Source organism: Polynucleobacter sp. 86C-FISCH, assembly GCF_018882415.1.
GTDB lineage: Bacteria > Pseudomonadota > Gammaproteobacteria > Burkholderiales > Burkholderiaceae > Polynucleobacter.
Window position 1 is genome coordinate 1,743,133 of the sequence record NZ_JACVOL010000001.1, and the last position, 24,277, is coordinate 1,767,409.

26 protein-coding genes and 1 tRNA gene are annotated in these 24,277 nt (G+C 45.4%); 17 read left to right on the forward strand and 10 right to left on the reverse strand.

Annotation, left to right across the window (positions count from 1 at the left end; all coding sequences use genetic code 11):
- Nucleotides 1–12: 12 nt before the first annotated feature.
- The 3 genes from ICN10_RS08830 to ICN10_RS08840 are packed head-to-tail and all read right to left on the reverse strand — an operon-like array spanning nt 13 to nt 2,193.
- Nucleotides 13–795 carry a UDP-2,3-diacylglucosamine diphosphatase gene (locus tag ICN10_RS08830; protein ID WP_216214706.1) on the reverse strand — a complete coding sequence of 261 codons (783 nt, stop codon included), beginning with the start codon at nt 793–795 and terminating at the stop codon, nt 13–15.
- Complete coding sequence (locus ICN10_RS08835; RefSeq protein ID WP_068321569.1) at nt 792–1,295, reverse strand: peptidylprolyl isomerase; 504 nt, start codon at nt 1,293–1,295, stop codon at nt 792–794. The genes ICN10_RS08830 and ICN10_RS08835 overlap by 4 nt, the downstream gene beginning before the upstream one ends.
- Entirely contained in the window at nt 1,270–2,193 is a 924-nt protein-coding gene (locus ICN10_RS08840) for a M48 family metallopeptidase (protein ID WP_216214708.1), read from the reverse strand. Before ICN10_RS08840 ends, ICN10_RS08835 begins: the two co-directional genes overlap by 26 nt.
- Nucleotides 2,194–2,253: 60 nt before the next feature.
- On the opposite strand from ICN10_RS08840, the gene cysS reads away from it, so the two are divergent.
- From cysS to ICN10_RS08875, 7 genes are all read left to right on the forward strand, one after another.
- Nucleotides 2,254–3,675 carry a cysteine--tRNA ligase gene (cysS, locus tag ICN10_RS08845; RefSeq protein ID WP_216214710.1) on the forward strand — a complete coding sequence of 474 codons (1,422 nt, stop codon included), beginning with the start codon at nt 2,254–2,256 and terminating at the stop codon, nt 3,673–3,675.
- Nucleotides 3,675–4,364 (forward strand): DNA-3-methyladenine glycosylase, encoded by a 690-nt coding sequence (locus ICN10_RS08850; protein ID WP_216214713.1) that lies wholly within the window; start codon nt 3,675–3,677, stop codon nt 4,362–4,364. Before cysS ends, ICN10_RS08850 begins: the two co-directional genes overlap by 1 nt.
- Before the next feature lie 9 nt (nt 4,365–4,373).
- A complete protein-coding gene (locus ICN10_RS08855; RefSeq protein WP_215361765.1) occupies nt 4,374–5,345 on the forward strand; it encodes an acetyl-CoA carboxylase carboxyltransferase subunit alpha in 972 nt (323 codons plus the stop codon).
- Nucleotides 5,311–6,615 carry a tRNA lysidine(34) synthetase TilS gene (tilS, locus tag ICN10_RS08860; protein ID WP_216214714.1) on the forward strand — a complete coding sequence of 435 codons (1,305 nt, stop codon included), beginning with the start codon at nt 5,311–5,313 and terminating at the stop codon, nt 6,613–6,615. The genes ICN10_RS08855 and tilS overlap by 35 nt, the downstream gene beginning before the upstream one ends.
- 60 nt (nt 6,616–6,675) lie before the next feature.
- Nucleotides 6,676–7,926: an aspartate kinase gene (locus tag ICN10_RS08865; protein WP_216214715.1), complete on the forward strand. Its 1,251-nt coding sequence runs from the start codon at nt 6,676–6,678 to the stop codon at nt 7,924–7,926.
- 72 nt (nt 7,927–7,998) lie between these two features.
- A tRNA-Ser gene (locus ICN10_RS08870) sits at nt 7,999–8,093 on the forward strand.
- A 132-nt stretch (nt 8,094–8,225) separates the two neighbouring features.
- A complete protein-coding gene (locus tag ICN10_RS08875) occupies nt 8,226–9,179 on the forward strand; it encodes a Bug family tripartite tricarboxylate transporter substrate binding protein (protein ID WP_370626222.1) in 954 nt (317 codons plus the stop codon).
- A 78-nt stretch (nt 9,180–9,257) separates the two neighbouring features.
- Here ICN10_RS08875 and ICN10_RS08880 read toward each other — a convergent pair whose 3' ends face one another.
- The gene (locus ICN10_RS08880; RefSeq protein ID WP_216214716.1) at nt 9,258–9,806 is read right to left on the reverse strand and encodes a hypothetical protein; all 549 of its coding nucleotides are present in this window, start codon (nt 9,804–9,806) and stop codon (nt 9,258–9,260) included.
- Between the two features lie 379 nt (nt 9,807–10,185).
- Between ICN10_RS08880 and ICN10_RS08885 the strand changes: the two genes are divergently transcribed.
- Genes ICN10_RS08885 through ICN10_RS08905 form a run of 5 tightly spaced genes read left to right on the forward strand, consistent with a single transcriptional unit; the run spans nt 10,186 to nt 12,012 of the window.
- Complete coding sequence (locus ICN10_RS08885; protein WP_068320730.1) at nt 10,186–10,485, forward strand: hypothetical protein; 300 nt, start codon at nt 10,186–10,188, stop codon at nt 10,483–10,485.
- Nucleotides 10,486–10,545: 60 nt separating this feature from the next.
- Complete coding sequence (locus tag ICN10_RS08890; protein ID WP_255536841.1) at nt 10,546–10,959, forward strand: Smr/MutS family protein; 414 nt, start codon at nt 10,546–10,548, stop codon at nt 10,957–10,959.
- Between the two features lie 58 nt (nt 10,960–11,017).
- Nucleotides 11,018–11,359 (forward strand): YqjD family protein, encoded by a 342-nt coding sequence (locus ICN10_RS08895; RefSeq protein WP_216214718.1) that lies wholly within the window; start codon nt 11,018–11,020, stop codon nt 11,357–11,359.
- 6 nt (nt 11,360–11,365) lie between these two features.
- On the forward strand, nt 11,366–11,734 hold the full coding sequence (locus ICN10_RS08900; protein ID WP_216214719.1) for a phage holin family protein: 369 nt from the start codon (nt 11,366–11,368) through the stop codon (nt 11,732–11,734).
- Nucleotides 11,731–12,012 (forward strand): YqjK-like family protein, encoded by a 282-nt coding sequence (locus ICN10_RS08905; RefSeq protein WP_216214720.1) that lies wholly within the window; start codon nt 11,731–11,733, stop codon nt 12,010–12,012. Before ICN10_RS08900 ends, ICN10_RS08905 begins: the two co-directional genes overlap by 4 nt.
- Here ICN10_RS08905 and ICN10_RS08910 read toward each other — a convergent pair.
- Complete coding sequence (locus ICN10_RS08910; RefSeq protein WP_216214721.1) at nt 12,009–12,527, reverse strand: adenine phosphoribosyltransferase; 519 nt, start codon at nt 12,525–12,527, stop codon at nt 12,009–12,011. The genes ICN10_RS08905 and ICN10_RS08910 overlap by 4 nt on opposite strands.
- Nucleotides 12,528–12,538: 11 nt before the next feature.
- On the opposite strand from ICN10_RS08910, the gene ICN10_RS08915 reads away from it, so the two are divergent.
- Nucleotides 12,539–13,093 (forward strand): 5'-methylthioadenosine nucleosidase, encoded by a 555-nt coding sequence (locus tag ICN10_RS08915; RefSeq protein WP_216214723.1) that lies wholly within the window; start codon nt 12,539–12,541, stop codon nt 13,091–13,093.
- Between the two features lie 7 nt (nt 13,094–13,100).
- Here the strand turns inward: ICN10_RS08915 and ICN10_RS08920 are convergent, their stop codons facing one another.
- Genes ICN10_RS08920 through ICN10_RS08940 form a run of 5 tightly spaced genes read right to left on the reverse strand, consistent with a single transcriptional unit; the run spans nt 13,101 to nt 19,702 of the window.
- On the reverse strand, nt 13,101–13,553 hold the full coding sequence (locus ICN10_RS08920; protein ID WP_216214725.1) for a DUF2147 domain-containing protein: 453 nt from the start codon (nt 13,551–13,553) through the stop codon (nt 13,101–13,103).
- A gap of 27 nt (nt 13,554–13,580) precedes the next feature.
- Complete coding sequence (locus tag ICN10_RS08925) at nt 13,581–14,777, reverse strand: acetyl-CoA C-acyltransferase (RefSeq protein ID WP_216214726.1); 1,197 nt, start codon at nt 14,775–14,777, stop codon at nt 13,581–13,583.
- 17 nt (nt 14,778–14,794) lie between these two features.
- Complete coding sequence (locus ICN10_RS08930) at nt 14,795–17,236, reverse strand: 3-hydroxyacyl-CoA dehydrogenase/enoyl-CoA hydratase family protein (protein WP_216214727.1); 2,442 nt, start codon at nt 17,234–17,236, stop codon at nt 14,795–14,797.
- 10 nt (nt 17,237–17,246) lie between these two features.
- Entirely contained in the window at nt 17,247–19,034 is a 1,788-nt protein-coding gene (locus tag ICN10_RS08935) for an acyl-CoA dehydrogenase C-terminal domain-containing protein (protein ID WP_216214728.1), read from the reverse strand.
- 29 nt (nt 19,035–19,063) lie between these two features.
- Nucleotides 19,064–19,702, reverse strand: a complete 639-nt coding sequence (locus tag ICN10_RS08940) for a TetR/AcrR family transcriptional regulator (RefSeq protein WP_216214729.1) — start codon at nt 19,700–19,702, stop codon at nt 19,064–19,066.
- 247 nt (nt 19,703–19,949) lie between these two features.
- Here ICN10_RS08940 and ICN10_RS08945 point away from each other — a divergent pair, with 247 nt between their 5' ends.
- The 4 genes from ICN10_RS08945 to ICN10_RS08960 all read left to right on the forward strand — a co-directional run bounded on the left by ICN10_RS08945 (nt 19,950) and on the right by ICN10_RS08960 (nt 24,250).
- Nucleotides 19,950–20,648 (forward strand): outer membrane protein, encoded by a 699-nt coding sequence (locus tag ICN10_RS08945; protein WP_216214730.1) that lies wholly within the window; start codon nt 19,950–19,952, stop codon nt 20,646–20,648.
- Nucleotides 20,649–20,795: 147 nt separating this feature from the next.
- The gene (locus ICN10_RS08950; RefSeq protein ID WP_216214731.1) at nt 20,796–22,472 is read left to right on the forward strand and encodes a long-chain-fatty-acid--CoA ligase; all 1,677 of its coding nucleotides are present in this window, start codon (nt 20,796–20,798) and stop codon (nt 22,470–22,472) included.
- On the forward strand, nt 22,469–23,443 hold the full coding sequence (locus ICN10_RS08955) for a nitronate monooxygenase family protein (protein ID WP_216214732.1): 975 nt from the start codon (nt 22,469–22,471) through the stop codon (nt 23,441–23,443). The genes ICN10_RS08950 and ICN10_RS08955 overlap by 4 nt, the downstream gene beginning before the upstream one ends.
- 69 nt (nt 23,444–23,512) lie before the next feature.
- Nucleotides 23,513–24,250 (forward strand): lysophospholipid acyltransferase family protein, encoded by a 738-nt coding sequence (locus ICN10_RS08960; protein ID WP_370626223.1) that lies wholly within the window; start codon nt 23,513–23,515, stop codon nt 24,248–24,250.
- Nucleotides 24,251–24,277: the final 27 nt, after the last annotated feature.

The following is a 24,277-nucleotide window of genomic DNA, read 5'->3' on the forward strand; positions in this document are numbered from 1 at the left end:
TAATCGACCTGTTTAGTTTTTAATCAGGTCGATATAGCGAGTGCCGGCATCATCAATGAGTAGGGCGCTTGCTCTTGGGCGACCGCTCTCTGGATGATCAAGATCCCAGTCAGATAAGACCCAACGCTGCCACTGCTGGCCATCCATCGACTCTTCATGGTGTGCTGGCATATGGGTATGCCCATGAATCAATAAATCCCCTGAGTGCTCTCTTAGTATCGCAGCACAAGCTTGTTTCGTGACATCCATTTTGAGTCGATGCGCGCTTGATGCTTGCGTCTGTTGGTATTGGGTGTGACTATTGCTGCGAAGGTGCTGAGCAATGCCCTTGCGCCAATTGAGTGGAAGGCTTAAGAAAATCTTTTGTATCCAAGACTTTCTGACCCAGCCTCTAAAGATTTGATAACCAACATCTGCTGTGCATAAAGCATCACCATGGGCCAATACCCACTTCTTCGAAGCGATCTCAACGGTAGTTGGATCAGCCAAGAGTGTCATGCCAGTTTTTTTAATAAAGTGATGACCAATTAAAAAATCTCGATTACCGTGCAGGTAATACGTTTTTACTTTGGCGGATAGATTAGCGATCGCACGCTGTACTTCCTGCTGAAAAGGGGGGTGTGCCGCAGCGTCATCACCCACCCAATATTCAAATAAGTCACCCAGAATAAATACAGCCTCTACTTTTGGAGCCTCTTTTTCACAGAAGTCAAAAAAGCGTTGCGCCGTCAAGGGCATTGACGGCGTGAGGTGCAGGTCTGATATGAGCAGTGCGCTCGCGTGATGCGGAATCATTCCTCGAGAACAGTGGCTTTCTCAATCACAACATCTTCTGCAGGAACGTCCTGATGAAAACCAGAGCTCCCAGTCTTTACCTTGCGAATAGTGTCAACAACATCCATGCCATCAGTGACTTTGCCAAATACAGCATAACCCCAGCCCTGAGCATTAGGAGCGGTATGGTTTAAGAAGTCGTTGTCATTTACGTTAATGAAAAACTGTGCAGTTGCTGAATGTGGTTCGCTAGTGCGTGCCATTGCTACCGTATAGCGATCATTCTTGAGGCCATTATTGGCTTCGTTTTCAATTTCTGCACCAGTTGGCTTCTGTTTCATGCCAGCAGACATGCCGCCACCCTGAATCATGAAGTTATCAATCACGCGATGAAAGATGGTTCCATCGTAGTGACCACTTTTAACGTATTGCAAAAAGTTGGCAACGCTTTTAGGTGCCTTAACTGCATCGAGTGAGAGGGTGATATCACCCTTATTAGTTTTTAGGAGAACTTTCGCCATTATTAGATCGACTTTCTGGAAGGTTAGTGGATGGGTTATTGCTTGGTAATGAATCCGTTGTACTTAAGGATGGATTCACTGCGCGATTGATTGGACGCTTCGCTGGAGGCTTCAACACATCCAAGAGTGCTTTAGCGCGATTGGAGTACTGACGTTGATTGAGTAGAGCGTTCTTAGCAGCATCTTCATATGCCTGAGCGCCAAGGCGGATGTAGATCTCGCCTAAATTGGCTGAGGCAATGGCATAGCTAGGTCGTAATTTGAGGGCAAGTTCAAGATAGTCTCGCGCCTCAATCCACTGTCCTTGGTTGGCAGCAATTGCCGCTAGATTGTTATAGGGCTCTGGCAACTCTGGAAACTGCTGTGTAATTTCAACTAAAGTTTTTTTGGCTTGATCAAATTGGCGCATCTCAATTTGCAAACGCGCTTTTACGAAACGTAATTGCACATTTCGCGGAGTCTTTTTCAGATCAGCATTAATTTGAGTAACTGCATCTTGGTACTTGCGTGCCTTGATAAGTTTTTCAACATCTGATGGGACTGCATTCTTGGTAATAGGATCCGGCTCAATAATCAAGAAGGATAAAAAAGGCACTCCAACCGTTTCAGATAGTTCTGGATTTAATGGGTCATACCCCATGTCAGCAGAAAGTCTAGGGGGATCAGTTGGACTGTATCCACCAAGGTAAGGCTGTGGCGTGGATTGGCCGGACTTCACTTCCTGGGCATTTAATGCCGCAATTTCAGCGTCAGCCCGCTGCTGGGCAGGGGTGCTGCAGCCCGACAAAAGTACCAGAGTTGCCAAAGTGGCAAAAGCTGGGGCAAAGACCTTATTCAAGGCAGGGCGTGGCGCTAGGGCGTTGTGGGGCATAGAGGAAGGGGTGTGAAACGGGCTCATTCGATATACTCAGCGCTCAGTCTAACAAATTGGCGCTACTTGCCCCACCTTTATAGCCCTATGCTGCAAATCTATAACACCCTTAGCCGTTCTAAACAGGTCTTTAAGCCCATAGTGCCGGGCAAGGTGAAGATGTACGTCTGCGGCATGACCGTTTACGACTTTTGCCATATTGGGCATGCCAGGGTCATGATTGTCTTTGACATGGTTGTTCGCTGGCTCAGGGCGAGTGGCTATGAAGTCCTTTATGTACGCAACATCACCGATATTGATGACAAGATCATTAATCGCGCCATTGAGAATGGCGAACCTATTTCCGCATTAACAAATCGCTTTATTGCTGCCATGCATGCCGACTCAGATGAGTTGGGTTTAATGCATCCCGATCAAGAGCCTCGTGCAACCGATTACATCGGGCAAATGCAGGGCATGATCGGTAAGCTCATTGAAAATGAATTGGCCTATCGAGCCAATGACGGCGATGTTAATTTTGCTGTCCGCTTATTACCGCGTTACGGTCAGCTGTCTGGCAAAACTTTAGACGAATTAAATGCGGGCGAACGTGTAGCAGTAGGTGATGGCAAGCGCGACCCTTTGGATTTTGTTTTATGGAAAAGCGCCAAGCCTGAAGAGCCAGCAGACACACGCTGGCAGTCACCCTGGGGCGAGGGCCGCCCGGGTTGGCATATTGAGTGTTCAGCAATGTCTTGCGACTTGTTAGGCGAGCACTTTGATATTCATGGTGGTGGTGCTGATTTGCAGTTCCCGCATCACGAAAATGAAATCGCCCAAAGTGAAGGCGCCCTCTACGGCAAAGACCGCAAAGAAGACGATGCCCCCTTTGTAAATTACTGGATGCATAACGGCCATATTCGCGTTAACGAAGAGAAGATGTCCAAGTCATTGGGTAACTTCTTCTTAATTCGCGATGTTCTCAAAAGCTTTGATCCTGAGGTGCTGCGTTTCTTCATGTTGAAGGCGCACTACCGTAGCCCTATTAACTATAGTGATGCGCAGCTTGAAGAGGCTCGCTCTGGATTGGCGCGCCTGTATACCGCTTTAGCGCAAGGCCCTAAAGCCCAAGTAATTCAGTTGGACCCAAACAACCCATGGGCTAAGCGCTTTGCTGATGCCATGAATGATGATTTCAATACGCCTGAAGCGATTGCAGTCTTGTTTGACTTGGCTAGTGAAGTTAATCGTGCGCAAGGCGAAGAGAAGCAATTACTTGCCAATACATTGAAGGCTCTTGGCGCGGCATTGAATTTCTTGCAACGTGATCCCACTACATTTTTGCAGGCGGGGTCTAAGGATCAAGATGGCTTGACTCCATCGCAAATTGAAGAGCAAATTGCAGCACGCGTAGCTGCCAAGCAAGCAAAAGACTTCGCTAAGGCAGACTTGATTCGAAAAACATTGTTGGAGCAGGGCATTGTTTTGGAAGATAAACCTGGCGGCTTAACAGAATGGCGCAGAGCTTAATGACTGCAGTTAAAGATAAATCAGACAAAGCATTGAAGGTAGAAAAAACGGAATCAATTCTTGAGGAAGTGGCCCCGGAATACTGGGAGCAAGCTTGCAAGGAATTGATGAAGCAAGATCGCATTCTTAAAAAACTCATTCCTAAATATGGTTCAGGCTTTTTGGTCACCCGCGGCGATCCATTTAATACTTTGGCAAGAGCCATTGTTGGCCAGCAGATTTCAGTAGCGGCAGCACAATCCGTTTGGAATAGGGTCGTTGCTGCTAGCAAAAAGAAAGTCACCCCGAAAAATATCCTAGCGCTCTCAGTAGAGGAATTGCGTGCCGCCGGTTTATCTGGACGCAAGGTTGAGTACATCCGAGATTTAGCCGATCACTTTGATTCAGGGCGCCTTCATGCCAATCAATGGAAAGATATGGATGATGAGAGCGTTATCAAGGAATTAAGCTCAATTCGGGGGATTGGCCGCTGGACTGCCGAAATGTTCCTCATTTTCAACATGATTCGACCCGATATCCTCCCTTTGGACGATGTTGGCCTCATTAAGGCTATTTCCCTCAATTATTTCAGTGGAGAGCCTGTCAGCCGCCATGAAGCGCGCGAGGTGGCTGCTAATTGGGCCCCGTGGCGTACGGTTGCCACCTGGTATATGTGGAGAAGTATCGACCCAATCCCAGTTGAATATTAAAATCAGACTATGAAAACGACTTTCCTGGATTTTGAGCAGCAAATCGCCGAATTAGAGTCAAAGATTGAAGAGCTGCGTTTTGTACAAGATGAGTCATCGGTTGATATCTCCGATGAGATCAAAACGCTTGCTGAAAAAAGTCAGCAGCTAACAAAAGATGTTTACGCCAATCTCACTCCTTGGCAAGTTTCTCAAGTAGCGCGTCATCCACAGCGTCCATACACATTGGATTATGTTGGCGCTTTATTTACAGATTTCCACGAGTTACATGGTGATCGTACTTTTGCAGACGATCAATCCATCATCGGTGGTCTGGCTCGTTTTGAAAATCAACCATGCATGGTGATTGGTCATCAAAAGGGTCGCGATACCAAAGAGCGTGCTCTGCGAAACTTTGGCATGAGTCGTCCTGAGGGTTATCGCAAAGCAATGCGCCTCATGCGTCTTGCGGAAAAGTTTGGTATTCCGGTATTCACTTTTGTAGATACGCCAGGTGCGTTCCCTGGTATTGATGCCGAAGAGCGTAACCAGTCAGAAGCAATTGGCCGCAACTTATATGTACAAGCAGAATTAGAAGTGCCCATCATCGCAACGATTATTGGTGAGGGTGGTTCAGGTGGTGCACTTGCAATCGCTATGGGTGACGTTGTATTGATGTTGCAAAACTCCACATACTCAGTGATCTCCCCAGAAGGTTGCGCGTCTATTCTCTGGAAGACGGCTGATAAGGCTCCTGAGGCTGCTGAGCAGTTGGGCCTCACAGCGCAACGCTTGAAGGCTCTTGGCCTGATTGACAAGATTGTGGCCGAGCCTATTGGTGGCGCGCATCGTGATTACGACAACATGATGAGCAATATGCGCAAAGCACTTGCGGAATCTTTAAAAACCTTTGATGGCATGAAAGTAGATGCATTGCTTGAGCGTCGTCATGAGCGTTTGATGAGCTATGGCAAGTTCAAGGAAATCACAGCAAAGTCCTAAGTCAGGAAAACGAATTGCGGTTGCCTTAAGTGGTGGCCTCGATTCGGTTGTGTTGCTCGACACGGTTTGCAAAGCGCAAGCCAAGAACCAAACCAACAACCAAATCTATGCATTCCATATTCATCATGGCTTACAAAAGCCCGCTGATGATTGGCTGATCTTTTGCGAGAAGCTCGCGAAACAATACAATATTCATTTTGATTTCCGCCTCCTACATTTAGATGGGGCAGAAGAGCAAGGCAATATTGAAGCAAGAGCAAGAGCGGCGCGCTACGAAGCACTTACGGATCTGTGTGAAGAATATGGCATTGAAGATTTACTCTTAGCGCATCACCAGAATGATCAAGCGGAGACGGTTCTCTTGCAACTCCTTCGAGGCTCTGGTGTCGCGGGCCTATCGGGCATGCCGGCAAGTAGGGGGATTGCAGATAACCCAGGCATCACTCTGTGGCGCCCACTCTTAAATCAAAGTAGGCAAGAGTTGGAAGCTTACGCTAAAGAACACAAGCTCAAGTGGATTGAAGATCCCAGTAATCAAAATACAAAATATCGTCGCAATGCAGTGCGCAAGAAAATTATTCCTGCGCTTGAAAAGATCCAGCCTGAAGCTTTAGCGAATATGGCGCGTAGCGCGCAACTGCTTGGTGAGGCGCAAACTTTGCTCAATCGTCTGGCCGAGCAAGATGGCAAAAATATTCTCAATCAGAATCAGCTGAAAGTGGCGCCGCTGCTGGTATTAGCAAAAGAGGATTTACCTGCAGCAAATAATGTCTTACGTTATTGGTTGCAAACACAGCAGTTGGCTATGCCATCCCAAGAGCGCTTACAAGCATGGTGGCGTGATCTTGCACAAGTTAAAGCAGACGCCAATCTTGAGTGGCTTCATGATGAGAGAAAGATTTATCTCTGGCGCGGTATGTTGCAGGTAGGCAATGTGGAAGCAGGGCGCTGGGTATTAAAAACCTTGCCAGCCAAATCTAAGCAATTAGGGCTTCCTGCTGACTGGGTAAAAGGGGCCCAAGACAACAATGAAATTACCCTAAGGGAGCGTCAAGGCTCCGAAAAGATTCAGATTAAGCCGAAGACCCCCCGTAAAACCCTCAAAAACCTCTATCAGGAGGCTGATATCCCGCCCTGGGAGCGTCAGGCACCCTTGCTCTATATCAACGATGAATTGATTGCTGTGGCCGGTATTGGGCTTAGCTATCCACACTTGATCGCCTCCGGTAGGCGCGTACTCCCGGAATGGGTGCAAAACCCTGTAAAATAAGCCCTTTTTAGATCCTCAGGGAAGATTTCCCTGTCACCAATAGTTAAATAAACGGTTTTTATGGCTCTTATCGTTCATAAATATGGCGGCACCTCAATGGGCTCAACTGAGCGCATTGCCAATGTTGCCAAACGCGTTGCTAAATGGATGCGTGCTGGCCATCAAGTGGTGGTCGTACCTTCAGCTATGTCAGGCGAAACCAATCGCTTGCTAGGCCTGGCAAAAGAAATTAATCCTGATGCTAATCCGCGTGAATTAGATCAAATCGCCTCTACAGGCGAGCAAGTCAGTTCAGGTCTCTTGGCCTTAGCGCTCATGCGCGAAGGTATTGATGCAGTGAGTTATGCGGGCTGGCAAGTAACTGTGCATACCGATTCTTCTTTCACGAAGGCGCGTATCAAGAGTATTGAAAGCGAGAAGATTCTCAAAGACCTCAATGCGGGTCGCGCAGTTGTAGTCACTGGTTTCCAGGGCGTAGACCCAAACGGCAACATCACGACACTAGGTCGCGGTGGTTCTGATACATCAGCAGTTGCCATGGCAGCAGCCTTAAAAGCAGATGAGTGCTTAATCTATACAGACGTTGATGGTGTGTACACCACTGACCCACGCGTTTGCGAAGATGCACGTCGCTTAGACAAAATTACTTTTGAAGAGATGCTAGAAATGGCTAGCTTGGGTTCAAAGGTATTGCAGATTCGTTCAGTTGAGTTTGCAGGTAAGTACAAAGTTAAAACCCGGGTTCTGTCTTCTTTGACAGACCCATTGATGCCTTTAGCTGATGAGATGAGCTCAGGCACCTTGATTACATTTGAAGAGGACAGCACTATGGAAGCCGCAGTTATTTCCGGCATCGCCTTTGCGCGTGATGAAGCGAAGATTACCGTTCTTGGAGTTCCTGATCGCCCAGGTATTGCATATCAAATCCTTGGTCCGATTGCGGATGCCAATATTGATGTGGACATCATTATTCAGAACCAATCTGTAGAAGGTAAGACTGACTTTACTTTCACAGTGCCACGTGCTGATTATCAAAAAGCATTAGATATTCTGAAGAATACTGTGCAAGCGCACATTGAAGCAAAAGAAATCTCTGGTGATCCTAAGGTTTCTAAAGTTTCAGTAGTTGGCGTAGGCATGCGTTCTCACGTTGGTATCGCTAGCAAGATGTTCCGCACTTTGTCAGAAGAGGGCATCAATATCTTGATGATCTCTACTAGCGAAATTAAGATCTCAGTCGTCATCGATGAGAAATACATGGAATTGGCTGTACGTGCCTTGCACAAGGCATTTGAGTTGGACCAGAAGTAAGTAAAAAGCGTAATAAACCCCTCAGAAGCGGTTATCCGTTAAACTGTGGGGCGTTGTAATAGTAAGAAGTACGGAGACGTGGCCGAGCTGGTCGAAGGCACTCCCCTGCTAAGGGAGCATCGGGGCTAAAACTCTGATCGGAGGTTCGAATCCTCTCGTCTCCGCCAAGTACTTAAAGATAAAGGGGCCTATGGCCCCTTTATTTATTTCTAGACTCAAGTTAACGCTTTTGTGATTATCATTTCAAGAAGCCTCATTATTATTTACAACAACTGTAAAAAAGGATTCCTGTGAAACGCATCATCCATTTAGTGCTTGCTACTTCCTTCTCTATTATTTCTGGCTTGGCACTCGCCTATCCTACGAAACCTATAACGATGATTGTTCCTCAGGCACCAGGCGGAACAAATGACATTGTTGGTCGTGTTGTTGCGCAGCGTCTTGGCGAGCAAATGAAAGCCTCAGTGATTGTCGAAAATAAGCCTGGAGCTGGTGGCAATATTGGCACTCAGTATGTTGCTAATGGACCAAAAGATGGTTACACACTTTTAATGACCATTAGTAGTGCTCAAGCTATTAATCCTGCGCTTTATAAAAACCCAGGATTTGATCCGGTAAATGACTTTATTCCATTGGCAATGATTGGCTCAGTCCCTAATGTCTTGGTGGTCAATCCAAACTTCCCAGCCAAGAATTTAGATGAATTCTTAAAGTTGGTTAAATCAAAGCCTCCAGAAACTTATCAATATGCTTCGGCAGGGAATGGCACCTTAAACCACCTCTTGGGTGAAATGCTAAATCAGAGTTACGGTATATCCTTGCAGCACATTCCTTATAAAGGTGTGGCACCTGCTCTCAACGATCTTTTGGGGGGTCAGGTTCAAATCGCGTTTGCGAGTTTGCCGTCTGTACTGCAATACATCAACTCACAAAAACTGATTGCTCTTGGTGTCAGCTCCCCAAAGCGTTCGCCGATTCTTCCGGACGTACCTTCGATTTCAGAAAAAGTTCCTGGTTTCTCCGGATCCTTATGGATTGGATTGTTTGCGCCAAAGGGCACACCTAAGCCTGTAGTCGATAAATTGCAAAAGGAAATGCAATTAACACTTGCAAATCCAGAATTAAGAGAAAAATTACAAGCATCTGGAGTAGAACTTGCAAACATGATGCCCGCTGAGTTTGCAAAACAGTTGCAGGACGATATCGCTCGTTGGGCCAAGATTGTTAAGACATCCGGCGCGTCGCTAGACTAGACTCCATTACATAGTCAAGAACGCAACAAAGATAAAGGGGCCTCGGCCCCTTTATTTATTCCCACACTGCAATAAAGATTAATTAAAACCGTTCACTGCTTGCATATAGCCTTGAATATATTGCGGTGGTACATAGAGTTCAGTCTTGATACCAGCCTTCGAAGAAACGGTCATGATGAAACCCTTCTTCATTTTGTCTTTGAGGAATGCTTCAGTCAATTGAATTGAAAGAACTTCTCTAAAGATGCAGCCACGTTCACCACAGGCGCCAGCCTCTCTACCAACAACTTTAAATGTCGTTGCAGGCGTGCTTTCCAGGATTGCTGAATCGTAATAACGCCATTGTGAGAAATACGTTAACTGCGCAACCAACTCATAGGTCTTTGCGCCTTGCTTTGTCTGCTCGGCTCTGAGGTTAAACATTTCATAAGTATTAGCTTCATCCATCGTATTGATAGGAGGACCCTGATAGGTTTTTCCTCCAGCTACTGGGTTGGGCGTGATGATGGTTGAGTGATATACATCATTGATTTCCCAGCCACTAATTTTTTTGTCATTGTGGTTACAGGCAGTAAGACCGGCGCCAATTGCCAACAATAGAACTACTCGATAGATGATGCGATGCATATAAAGCTCCCTAAGTTCCCCAAATCATACTATTCCTGGTCAAAAGCCTGACTTTCTTGGCTACATCCTTTATCTATAAAGGCTCCAGCGCTCAATCCAATTTATTGCCTGCATTAGGGTATCTCACTACACTTTTACTTAACTTCACAACTTCACAACTTCATAAGTTGTGATATAGTGTTTGAACTGGGAGATGAAATGAAGAGACAAATACCAAAAACACATCAAGCCTTGGAATGGGTAGGGAAGGGGCTTACTGCTGCTCAAGCAGCCAGAAAGATGGAGATTTCAGAATCCAGTGTGTATGCCGCTCTTAAAAAGACCAGAGCAAAAGAAGTGGGTTGTTGTCCAACATGTGGTCACAAAATAAGGAACTAAGATGAAAAAGACTCTATTAGCAGCCGTATCAATCTCCGTTGCTGCGTTTGCGTATGCAAATACAAAGCCGTCGGATTCTTCTGAGTTAGTAAATCAGCAGTGCAAGATATCTGCTGAAGCGGTGTCTACGTTGAAGGGATTGCGCTATGGCAACACATCCATTCGCAAGGATGTCTCAACATTGATTAATGCAAGCTTAAAGACACCTGAAAATCGGGATCTTGCGCAAAAGACCCTCAACCTCATGGTTGACGACAAATCATCCGATGTTAGAAGCTTAGAAGGTAAGTACTGCTCTTAAGGAGTTCAGTTCAACCGATCTAAATTGGCACACAACGCAGAATGTCCTGATTGTGGGAATATGCGGGCATTGTTTGATCAATGTCCGCATTGCAGCTCTATTGCATTGCCTATCTTGAGCTCCGATACGATCGAGCTCAATATTAAGCAAGACGGCCCCTATGTAGATGAAGCCCTGGAGAGGCTTACGGAATATCTACGCAAATCTCTTGAGATTGGTATCAAAGCGATTGTGCTGATTCATGGCTATGGGTCTAGCGGAGAGGGTGGTCGCATTAAATGGGCCATTCATGACGCACTAGAAAATAATCGCTATTCCGACAGGGTAGATGAGTATTACTTTGGCGAAGATGTGGCTTATGGCAGCGAGGCCTATCATGTCTTGCATAAACGACGCCCGGGATTAAAGCGTTATCTCAAGCGCTTCAAAGAGGGTAATGCTGGAATGACGGTCTTATTACTCAAATCCTACTAGAAGTGCTTAGAATAGGGTTATATGTGCAATTGCTACTTTACTAACTGGGAATCTCGCTATGACCGCTAAGAAATTAGACCATTCAGTTGTCCATGATGACAAACAAGCTGGTGCCGAAAGCCTCATTGGTGAATTCAAATCTCTCATGGCCGATGCTGAAGCTTTAATCAAAGCCACCGAAGATCACCCAGGCGAGGCAATTAGCTCTATTCGCAATAAAGCTTTGGAAACTTTGGCTGGTGCTAAAGAAAGTCTTTCTGGCGTTGAAGGTAAGTTGCTAGATAAAGCAAAGATAGCTGCTGACGGAGCGGATGATTTTGTCCATCGCAATCCATGGGAGGCTGTTGGTGTTGCTGCAGGCTTGGGCTTGCTCATTGGTTTATTTATTGGCCGTCGTTAATACTTTATGTCTCAAGAAAACTTACTTTCATCCATCAAGGGCTTAGCTTCAACTGGAGCATCCATTGCTCAAACGCGTTTAGAGCTTTTATCGCTTGATGTACAAATAGCTAGAAGCAAATTCATTAGCTTGTTAGTGATGATTATTAGCGCCTTATTCTTTCTATTTTTTGGATTAGTGATGTTGGCATTGCTGATCGTGATCTATAGCTGGGAAACAGACAGAATGATGGCTCTTGGTTTGTTAACTGCAGCATTCTTATCAGTTGGATTAATTCTGGCATTCTTAATTACTCAGTCACTGCGCAAGATGCCTAGATTATTCGAAGCCTCAATCACTGAATTAGCCAAAGATCGCGAAGCACTTTCAAAATGAAGGATAAGCTAAAGGCTCTAGAGCATCGTCAACACGAACTAATGCTTCAGGCTAGTCGAGAGCGCAAGGCTTTTGCTGAACACTTTGAGGCTTGGGAAAAGCCGCTTTCTTGGGCGGATAAAGGAATTGATGCGGTTCAATTCTTAAAGAGCAACCCCATTCTATGGACTAGTGCATTTGCAGCGCTTGCGCATTACAAGCCAAAACTGGCAAGCAAGGTTTTGGCGGTGGGTTGGGGTGCTATGAAAATAGTAAAGAGTGCCAAAAAGCTCATCTAGCTTTTCAAAACAGATTGATGGCGAATACGATTCTGTTCTAGCAGTTCATTGCCGTTTAAGAAGACAATCTCCAGCAAGGTAATTGCACCGCTGACTTCAAAGCCGGCCGAACGGATTAATTTATCAGCTGCAATCAATGTTCCGCCGGTAGCCAGAACATCATCTAGTAACAATACTTTGGCATCTTTGGGTAAGGTGGATTGCTGAATTTCTAGAGAATCATTGCCATACTCAAGACCATAGGCTTCACGATGGCTGGCCAAGGGAAGTTTGTTGGGTTTTCTGGCTAACGCCAAACCCTTATGGGCGTGGTGGGCTAGCGCAGAGCCAAAGATAAAACCCCGCGATTCAATACCCAGGATGTGGGTGTAATCAAACTGCTGGGCAATCTCATCCAGTTGACGAATAGCTTCTTTAAAGGCGGCTGGATTGGCAAGTAGGGGAGAAATATCCCTAAAAAGAACCCCGGGTTTTGGAAAGTCAGGAACTTCGGGTAGATAATCTAATAAATTCATTGCCAACCAATATGAAAACAGAGCTACTCATTATTACCGCATTAGAGTCCGAGCTCAAGCGTGAGGCATTGCCAAGCGGCGTGGAGATTGTGTATTCCGGAATAGGCAAAATTAATGCCGCAATGACCAGCATTAAAGCAATACATCAGTATTCTCCGAAAAGAATCTTCAATTTTGGAACTGTGGGAAAAATTAATCCCCAGCTACATGGTCTATTGGAGATCGGTAAAGTGATACAGCGCGACATGGATGCAGAACCTTTGGCGCCGCGTGGCAATACACCTTTTTGTATCCGACCCCAAGAATACCTTTCCACAGGGCAATTTTTGTGTGGCTCTGGCGATAGCTTTGTGACCGCCCAAGACCCTTGGTTACTGAGTCAAGGAGTCGATGTAGTGGATATGGAGTTATTTGCAATTGCTGCGGTTGCATATGAACACCGCATTCCATGGCAATCATTTAAGTACATTACTGATGATGCCAATGAGAGCTCAGGCGAGGACTGGCAGGATAAAGTCCACCACGGACAAGATCTTTTTCTGGAAAGACTCATCCAAATTTTATGAGGCTGGCTTATTGCTCGGCCTTGTACCAAACTTGAGTACGGCCTAGTAGTGGAACACCGATATAGCCACGGACATCCATCTTCTTGCCATCTTCAGTCGCAATTTTGACCTTATACACTTCACCTTCTTTGGGGTCGAGGATTTTTCCACCAGACCATACGCCGGGTTGATCTTGCTTTAGATCCGTCATGATCTTCATGCCAACAATCGGTTTATCTTTTCTATCATCCTTACAGAGAGAGCAGTTAACCAGGGGTGTTTCATTGGGTTTTGGGAAAGTTTTGATGATGGTGCCTTCAAGCACGCCATTGACCTGCTCAATTTTGATTAAAGAAGCAGGTTGGTTAGTTTTGTCATCAATTGTTTTCCATACACCAATAGCAGGATCTGTTTGCGCATAAGCGGTACCGGAAAATGCAATGAGGCAGGCAGATAAAGTCAGTAATTGTTTTGTATTCATGATGTCTCCTAATTAGTAATCATGTCATCAGCAACGCTCAAATATTCCAGCAGCGCCCATGCCAGTACCAACGCACATCGTGACCATGGCATGCTTTAAGTTACGTCGCTGCAAGGCATGGATGGCGGTAGCGGCACGAATCGCGCCAGTTGCCCCTAATGGATGACCAAGGGCAATAGCACTTCCAAGTGGATTTACTTTGCCTTGATCTAACCCCAGATCGCGAATGACCGCTAAAGACTGAGCTGCAAAAGCCTCATTCAATTCTATCCAGTCCATATCCTGTAGATTTAAACCTGCAAGTTTTAATGCGGCAGGAATTGCCTCTTTAGGGCCAATGCCCATGATTTCTGGAGCTACCCCTTTAACTGCAAAGCTTACAAAGCGAGCTAAAGGAGTGAGTCCAAAGGTTTTAATGGCTTTCTCGCTAGCTAGAATCAGCGCGCCTACTCCATCAGAGGTTTGCGAGCTATTGCCGGCTGTAACGCTTCCCCTTGCAGCGAATGGAGATTTGAGTTTTGCCAATCCTTCTAGGGAAGTGTCAACGCGCGGACCTTCATCCTTCAAAAACTCACGCCATTGAACGTCAACTTCACCCTTATCGAGGTTCATTGAGCGATGGGCAACTTTAACAGGAAAGATTTCAGAATTAAATTCACCGGCAGCTTGGGCAGCCATCGCTTTTTGATGTGATTGAAATGCAAAGGCGTCTTGATCTTCTCGGCTGATCTTCCATTGCTGAGCAACTTTCTCAGCTGTTAATCCCATTCCGTAGGCAATGCCAATGTTTTCATCGCCCATAAAGATCTCTGGCGACATCGATGGTGTGTTGCCACCCATGGGAACCATACTCATGGATTCCACGCCGCCTGCAATCATCACATCAGCCTCGCCAACCCGAATGCGATCTGCGGCCATAGCAATTGCATTTAGACCTGAAGAGCAGAAGCGATTGACGGTAATGCCGCCAACGGTATTGGGTAGGCCGCCTAGGAGGAGTCCAATACGAGCCACATTCAAGCCTTGTTGGGCTTCAGGCATCGCACACCCAATAATGGCATCTTCAATTGCCTTTGGATCAAGCGTAGGGACCTGCATCAAGATATGTTGTAGAGCATTGCCAAGCAAATCATCTGGTCGAGTATTTTTTAATGCTCCCCGTCCTGATCTACCAACGGCGCTGCGAGTTGCTGCAACGATATATGCGTCTTGGATATTTTTCATAGTGATATCTCAGTAAATTAGTTACGAACCGGCTTGCCGTTTTGCAAAATGCCCATAATGCGTTCCATGGTCTTTGGGTGACCAATAAGCTCAACAAACGCTTGACGTTCTAGCTTGAGCAACCACTCCTCAGTCACTAGGGTGCCAGCATCGACATCGCCGCCACTAATGATGTCAATAATCTTCTTGGCAATAAATGCATCATGCTCTGATATGAAGCCGCCATCACGCATATTGATTACTTGACCCATGACTGTTGAAGCTACTGAACGTCCGCCAACAGGAATGAGGGCTGGTATTGGTGGTCTATAGCCGGCATAGCGCATGGCTTTGACTTGATTTTGCGCAAGCGACAGCAGCTCATACGCATTGGGAACAATGATGTCCCCTTTTTGAAGGTAAGCCATCTTCAAGGCATCTTGAGCGGATGAAGAAACTTTAGCCATCGCTGCATTTTCAAAAGAAGCTTTTGTGAAATCTAAGTAATTGGTGTTGCCAGCAAGCGCTACACCTTGTGCCGCACGAATAGCTGCTTCTTTGAGGCCACCACCAGCTGGCAATAAGCCAACGCCGACTTCAACTAGGCCAATATAGCTTTCAATTGCTGCAACCCTACGAGCTGATTGCATTACTAATTCACAGCCACCACCTAGTGCAATGCCAGATACTGCGCTAATAACTGGAACCTGCGAGTACTTCACTCGCATCATCGTATCTTGGAATAGCTTTACAAATGGCTCAACTCCAGCAGGACCGCCTTTCATAACCATCGGTAATGCTGCCTCTAAATTAGCACCAGCAGAGAATGGGCCGCCAGGGGTACCAAGCTTTAGTGAGCTAGGTTGCCAGATCACCAAACCTTCGTAGTTGGCTTCAGCAATTTCAACAGCCTTCTGTATACCATTGAGTACATCAGGACTGATGGTATTCATCTTTGATCTAAATGAAGCGATCAATACATCCGGTTGAGCTTGGTCTACCCAGGCACGCAGATCGGGATTTTCATAGATGGTGGTGCCAGCAGTTTTGGGGTCAGGAGATCCATCGCCTAACAGTGGCGCTCTAAATACTTGCTTTTGATATACAGGTAAGTTTGAGCGGGGTACATATTTCTTCTCAGAAGCAGACCAAGAGCCTTCTGGTGTATGAAAGGCCTGTTTCTCAGCAACAGGACCACTAAATAGCCATGCGGGTAAAGGCTCTTTGCAGAGTGTTTTACCTGCCTCGATATCTTCTTTGATCCAGTTGGCCACTTGCGTTACGCCAGCAGCTTGCCAGTCTTCAAAAGGGCCTTTGTCCCAGCCATAACCCCAACGCATCGCAAAATCAATTTCACGAGCTGATTGAGCAATGTCACCCAAGTGAATTGCGCAATAGTGGAAGATGTCACGATAAATAGCCCATAAGAATTGCGCTTGAGGTTCATCGGTATCACGGAGTAACTCAAGGCGCTCAGCAATTGGCTTTTTCAGAATGCGTTCAATTAAAGGCTCAATAGTTGCGGTGGAGGGTTTGTATTCACCAGAGGCTGCATCAAGCACGAGAACATTCTTGCCGTCTTTGCGATAAAAGCCTGCCTTTGTCTTTTGGCCTAAAGCGCCTTTAGCAATAAGCTGGGTTACTACCTCTGGAATTTTAAATAGAGTGGAGAAGGGGTCTCCTTGCAAGGAGTTTTCCATGGTTTTGATTACATGGGCCATGGTATCGAGACCAACAACATCACTAGTTCTGAAAGTTGCTGATTTGGCGCGACCTAATTTACTTCCTGTGATGGCATCGACTGCATCAAACCCAAGACCAAACTTTTGGGCTTCAGCAAACACCGCCAAGATTGAGAAAACTCCCACACGATTACCAATAAAGTTTGGCGTGTCTTTAGCTCTGACAACGCCTTTACCCATGGTGGAGGTCATAAACGTCTCTAGCGCATCCAAAACAGTTGGATCGGTATCGGCTGCAGGAATGAGTTCCAGTAAATGCATATACCGCGGTGGGTTAAAGAAATGTACACCGCAAAAGCGTTTCTTTAGATCGCCTGAGAAACCTTTAGCAAGTTCACCAATAGGCAGTCCAGATGTGTTCGTAGCAAAAAGTGCATGCGCTGGAATATGTGGGGCGACTTTTTCATAGAGAGCATGTTTCCAATCCAAGCGTTCTGCAATCGCTTCAATAATGAGATCACAGTCAGCTAACAACCCCAAGTCATCTTCATAGTTAGCCGCCTGAATCAAATTAGCATCACTCGCAAGACCTAAAGGGGCGGGCTTGAGTTTCTTAAGATTCTCAATGGCCTTAAGGGCAATCGCATTTTTATGAACTGGTTTGCCATCATCAGATTTGCCAGGTAGATCAAATAAGACAACTGGTAGCCCAACGTTAATACATTGGGCGGCAATCTGTGCACCCATGACGCCAGCACCCAGGATGGCTACTTTTTTAATAATCTTGTTTTCACTCATGGTTCATCTTTCAGAAAAAATCAGCTGGCATTGCCATTAATGATTTGGAGCCGGCGCGTGCTTGACGAATCAGCATCGCAGTCTCAGGCAGGAGTTTGTCAAAGTAAAAGCGGGCAGTGGCCAATTTCGCTTGATAAAAAGGATCGTTGCTAGATTTATTGGCAAGTGCAATTTTGGCCATACGTGCAAATAAATAGGAGTAAATCAGATGACCCACTACACGTAGGTAGGGAACAGCAGCTGCGCCCACTTCTTCGTGATTCATCATTGCCTTCATGCCAATCTCTTTGGTGAGTTTTTCAACTTTAACGGCGATATCAGAAAGAGGGTCAATAAACTCCTGCATTTCTTTGCGAACGCCTTCATCCTCAATGAACTTTTCAATGATCTTGCCAAATTTAGTGAGCTTTTTGCCCATGTCGCCAAGAACCTTTCGGCCCAATAAGTCTAAAGATTGAATGGTATTGGTGCCTTCATAGATCATATTGATGCGAGCGTCACGCACATACTGCTCCATACCCCATTCAGCAATATAGCCGTGACCACCAAATACCTGCATGCCTTCATTGGTGGCTTCAAAAGCGTTATCAGTCAAGAATGCTTTAATAATTGGAGTTAGTAAGGCAACCATCTCACCAGTTTCTTTGCGAACATTTTCATCAGGATGATTGAGTTCGGTATCGATCATGAGGGCTACCCAGTAGGAGAATGCTCTACCAGCTTCTGCGTAAGCCCTTTGAGTCAATAACATTCTGCGTACATCTGGATGAACAATAATCGGATCTGCCGCCTTTTCAGGAGCCTTGGCTCCAGTGAGGCTGCGCATCTGCAAACGCTCTTTTGCATAGACAACTGAGTTTTGATAAGCCACTTCAGTCAATCCAAGACTTTGCATGCCTACACCAAGGCGAGCTGCATTCATCATGACGAACATGGCATTTAAACCTTTGTGAGGCTCTCCCACTAGTGTGCCAATGGCACCATCAAAATTCATGACGCAAGTGGCATTTCCATGGATGCCCATCTTGTGTTCAAGAGATCCGCAGGAAACAGCGTTAGGCTTACCAACCGATCCATCTGACCCAATCTGAAACTTCGGTACTGCAAACAAGGAGATACCTTTGCTGCCGATAGGTGAGTCAGGCAATCGTGCAAGAACAAGATGAACAATGTTCTCAGCAAGATCATGTTCTCCGCTGGAAATAAAGATCTTTGTTCCGGTAATGGCGTAGGTACCATCAGCCTGCGGTTCAGCTTTGGTTTTAAGTAAGCCCAGATCAGTACCACAATGTGGCTCGGTTAAACACATTGTTCCAGTCCATTGACCGGAAACTAATTTCTCAAGGTAGGTTTTTTTCTGTTCGTCAGTACCATGGGCATGAAGACATTCATATGCACCATGTGATAAGCCTGGATACATCGTCCAAGATTGATTGGCTGAGTTCAGAGTTTCATAAAGGACGGTATTGAGTAATTGCGGCAATCCTTGCCCACCATACTCGGGATCGCAGGATAGGGCGGGCCAGCCACCAGCAATATATTGCTCGTAGGCTTGCTTAAAGCCAGTGGGTGTTGTGACTGATCCATCATCATGGCGTGTACAGCCTTCCTTATCGCCAATCTGATTCAAAGGGAAAGCAATTTGGCTAGCGAACTTACCGGCTTCCTCGATGATTTGATTCATTGTGTCTTTATCAACATCTTGATAAGCCGGGAGGGCAGAAAACTCTTTACCAGCATCCAGTAGTTCATGAATCACAAAATGAATATCGCGTAGGGGTGGGTTGTATTGAGGCATATCAGTTCCAGATTTGATAAAAATGAAAGTTATTTGGTGGTTGCTTGATGATTGAGAAAAATATTCTTAATAAGCTTATTTGCAAGGGTCAAGCTCTTTGGGTTTTGCAGAAACCTAGAATCGTGATGTGCACCCAAAACAATGCTGTAAAGGTTGAAGAGCATTTCCTGAGGAACAACGGTTTTCTTAAGGTGTCCTGCTGCAATGGATTCCTTGATGGCGCGAAGCAGGGCGGAGCGCCAGTCCTCAACACTGCGTACCAATTCATCGCGTACGATTCCAGGACGATCGTCAAACTCAGCGGCACCCGCAATAAAGAAGCAGCTAGACGTATTCTCGCCAACACTGATCTTCAGCCATGAATCAATCATTTGGCGTAAGCGCGGCAGACCCTTGGGTTTGTTGAGTGCTGGCGCAAATACGCTGTCAGCAAAGTATTGGTAGTACTTGCGTATCACTTCAATCTGTAGTTCTTCGCGGGAGCCGAAGTGGGCAAAGACGCCACTCTTGCTCATGCCAACCGAGTCAGCTAAGTGACCAATCGTGATTCCTTCTAGCCCAGACTTGCTGGCTATTTCAAGGGCGGCCTGCAAAATCGTTGATTTTGTAGCCAAACCTTTTTTGGACTCAGTAGATAAAGCCGTAGAGGTAAACCTTGTATCAAGCATGGGTATCAATATTTACCTTCATTGTTGTAAAAATAATACGATCGTTCGTTTATATTACAGCAATATCCTACAACCTAAAACCCACGTCAAATAAGCCCTGCAGAATGCTCACTGCCTGTAGGGCTAATTTATTTGTTGCAATGCAAAACAAATAAAGGGAAAACCCGAGATACAAATCAAATTAAAACTAATTAAGATTTGCCGAGTAGTTTCAGATTAATTAGAAAAACTAAACACGGGAAGACATATGAAAACAGTAAAGATTAGCGCCTTAGTTTTAGCTATGGCTGGAGTATGCGCAACCAGCGCCCATGCACAGTCTGCAAATACAAATCCATGGGAAGGCTTTTATGCTGAAGCCGCAGTTGGATGGGGACAATTCAATCCTACTATTAACAATGCTTCTCTCTATAGTAATCGACTTGGAAGGTCCTCTCCAGTCACCACCCAGCAAGATAATCTATCTTCTGGAATCAATAAAGTTGGTTTGGGTTACACATTTGGATTGTCTGATAAATACACCCTGGGCCTTGCTGCCAGTTATTCGCTGGGTGCCTCATCACCAGCAAATGGATCTTTTTATGCAACTAATTTCAGGTCAGGCACATGGTTTAAGTATCAGATAAAAGACGTCTGGTCAGTTACATTGAACCCCGGCTACGTTATTGATAAAGATAAGTTGGCCTACGCAAAAGTGGGGGTGGCAGGTAATACCATGGGCATTAATGGTGGTACGGCTAATTACCAAACGACAAACTTTACTGGATATGTCCTTGGTTTAGGTTACAAACAAATGGTTACCCAATCTATCTATTTCCTTGGCGAGGTTAACTATGCCAGTATGAGTTCCAAAACAGCAACAATTCAAACTAGTTCTGGCCCTCTTTCCGGTAACGTAGGGGGTTCGGGTGTTGATGTGTTGGTTGGTGTAGGTTACAAATTCTAAACAGCATTGCAGCATTGAATTTAAGCCCTCTTCACAGAGGGCTTTTTATTTTTTTCACATATTTTTTTTGCAACTTATGTTTAGAATGATTCATGCAGATTTAACAATCTGAATATAAATAAAATATACGAGACAGGAAATAACTTCATGGTTAATCCCTCAAAACCTTGGTTAAAAAACTATCCTGAGGGCGTGCCTCATGATGTTGATATCTCAGAATATGATTCATTACTGGATATGTTCGAAGAGTGCTTTGAGCGCTATCCAAATCGCCGAGCATGTGAGTATCTAGGCAAGTTTTTAACTTACGGTGAACTTGATCAACACTCCAGACATTTTGCTGCCTATTTGCAAAACTTAGGCTTAGAGTCAGGGGCTCGAGTTGCCATCATGCTTCCTAATGTGATGCAATTTCAGATTGCGATGTTAGGGGTATTACGCGCTGGTTTTGTTGTGGTTAATGTCAATCCGCTTTATACAGCGCGTGAGCTGGAATACCAATTAAAAGATAGTGGTGCTTCAGCCCTAATCGTTCTTGAAAATTTTGCACACGTCTATCAGCAAATTGCTGCAAATGTACCTTTGAAGAAAACTATTGTCACCTCAATGGGAGAGATGATTGGCGTTAAAGGTGCAATCGTTAACTTCGTGGTGCGCAATGTTAAGAAGTTAGTCCCCGCATGGGAATTACCTGGTCATATTCTATTTACTCAAGCTTTAAATGAAGGTGTTCGCCATAAATGGAGTAGACCTAATACAACTCTCAATGACATTGCTTTCTTACAATACACCGGCGGCACTACTGGATTATCTAAAGGCGCCATTCTGCTACATAAAAATATTCTGTCGAACGTTCTTCAAACAGACTTATGGTTAGAGCCGGGATTGAAACGTAAGCAGGTAGACCAGCTAGTTTTTTTATGCGCATTACCGCTGTATCACATCTTTGCTTTAACAGCATGTGCGCTTATGGGAATGCGCAAAGGTGGTCTTTTGATTCTGGTACCCAATCCACGTGACTTTGATGGCTTTATTAAGTTGTTGAAGAAGCATCCAGATATCAACATCTTCCCAGGTGTAAACACTTTATTTAATGCCTTGATGCATAAGCCAGAATTTGCTTCAGTGAAGTTCCCCAATATTTTGGCAACTATTGGCGGCGGTATGGCAATGCAAAAGGTGGTTGCTGATCAATGGCAAAAAATGACTGGCGCTCCTATTGCTGAGGGTTATGGTCTATCAGAGACCTCTCCAGTTGCTTGCGTTAATTCTGCATTGATCGAGAGCTTTACTGGATTCATTGGCTTGCCAGTCCCTGGTACTGAGGTCGTTATCTTGGGTGATGATGGCATAGAAGTGCCATTTGGAACTCCAGGCGAGATTTGTATTCGGGGTCCGCAAGTGATGGCTGGTTATTGGAATAAGCCCGAAGAAACTAAGAATGTGATGACGGCAGATGGCTTCTTTAGATCGGGCGATATCGGCATCATGAATGCTGATGGCCTAACCAAGATTGTGGATCGCAAGAAAGACATGGTTCTTGTCTCTGGATTTAATGTGTACCCAAATGAGGTGGAAGAGGTGCTATCTCTCATTCCGGGTGTATTGGAATGTGCGGTCATTGGTGTGCCAGATGAAGATTCTGGTGAGGCAGTAAAGGCATTTATCGTTAAGCAGGACCCTGAATTAACGGAGGAGACTATCTTGGCTTACTGTAAAGAAAATCTCACCAACTATAAGCGCCCTAAGCATATTGTTTTCCATAACGATTTACCAAAGACCAATGTTGGAAAAATATTAAGACGTGAGCTCAGGGATCTATGAGTCATATCCCCAAGATATTGCAAGGACTTCGATTGCCGATCATCTCGGCACCGATGTTTACTGTGAGTTATCCGGAGCTTGTTCTTGCGCAATGTAAGGCGGGTATTGTGGGATCATTCCCAGCCCTCAATGCCAGACCACAAGAGGTACTGGATGATTGGTTAAGTCAAATCCAAAGTGAGTTGGTAGATTTTCAGAAATCCAATCCAAATTCTAAGGTTGGGCCATTGGCCGTTAACCAGATCGTTCACGTCTCTAATGCACGACTAGAGCAGGATATGTATTCCTGTGTAAAGCACCGCATTCCAATTTATATCACCAGCCTCAGAGCTCCTGTTAAGGAGATTATTGATGCTGTTCATAGCTATGGCGGCATTGTCTTGCATGATGTTATCAATATTCGACATGCCGAAAAAGCTTTAGAGGCTGGCGTAGATGGTTTGATATTGGTAGCTGCTGGAGCAGGTGGCCATGCCGGTGCTTTGTCTCCATTTGCACTGGTAGGAGAGGTAAGAAAGATATTCCAGGGCCCACTGATTCTTTCTGGGGCAATCTCAACGGGTGATGCAGTGTTAGCCTCACAGGCAATGGGTGCTGATTTTGCTTATATGGGGACTCGCTTTATTGCCAGTCAAGAAGCGCATGCGAGTGAGCAATATAAGCAGGCCATTGTGACTGCACAAGCCTCCGACATTGTTTATACGGATCATTTCACAGGCATTCATGGCAACTATATTAAGCAGAGCATCGTTAATGCTGGCCTAGATCCAAGCAATCTTCCAGAAGGCGATCCGCAAGCGTTTGCCAAACTCTCGCAAGCAGGTAAAGATGGGTCTAGCGCTAAAGCATGGAAAGATATTTGGGGTGCAGGTCAGGGCGTAGGTCTTATTGACGGGGTGCCCACGGTTGCTCAGATCGTGGATCAACTCGAGAGCGAGTATCAGGCGGCAAAGAAGCGCTTAGTCTCCTGAAATTTGCCTAATATAATGAGGGAATAACCACTTCCTTCAATTGTCTTACGTAAGTAACTGCTCATCGTGATTCTTTGGCTACGCTCACTACTGTTTTACCTATTTGGCTTTACATCAGTCACTATTTTTGCGACTGCGATTATTTTGGTCATTCCATTTACTAGTATTCGTACTCGCTACAACATGGGTGTAGCTTGGTGTCGATTAATCCAGAAAGTTTTGTATTTCCTCTGCGGTATTGGGTCTCAGCTTAAGGGATTAGAAAATATTCCAAAAGATCCTAATAAGCCATTAATTATTCTTGGTAAGCACCAGTCTGCCTGGGAAACCTTTGTTTATCCATCGATCTTCCCAAAAGAGCTTTGTTTTGTATTTAAAAGGGAGCTTTTGTATGTGCCATTCTTTGGATGGGCTCTAGCTTCATTACGCATGATTCATATCAATCGTGGCGATCGAGAAAACGCCAGAGAAGCCGTTGCTGCCCAGGGTAAGGTGGTTTTAAAGGAGGGTAGATGGATTGCAATTTTTCCAGAAGGCACTCGCACTCCTCGAGGATCGTTTAAGCCTTATCGTAAAGGTGGCGTACGTCTCGCCATCAGTACGCAAACCGATATTCTGCCAGTCGCACAAAACTCAGGTGCCATTTGGCCAAGAAAGACTTTTCTTAAGCGCCCTGGCTTGATCACACTTTCAATTGGGCCAGTCATTTCCGTTCAAGGTAAAACTGAAGAGCAGTTACAGCTGGAGGTAGAAGCTTGGATTGAGGGTGAGATGCGCAGACTAGATGCGCCTGCTTATAGCTATTAAATAAGCAACAAAAAGCTAAAAATACAA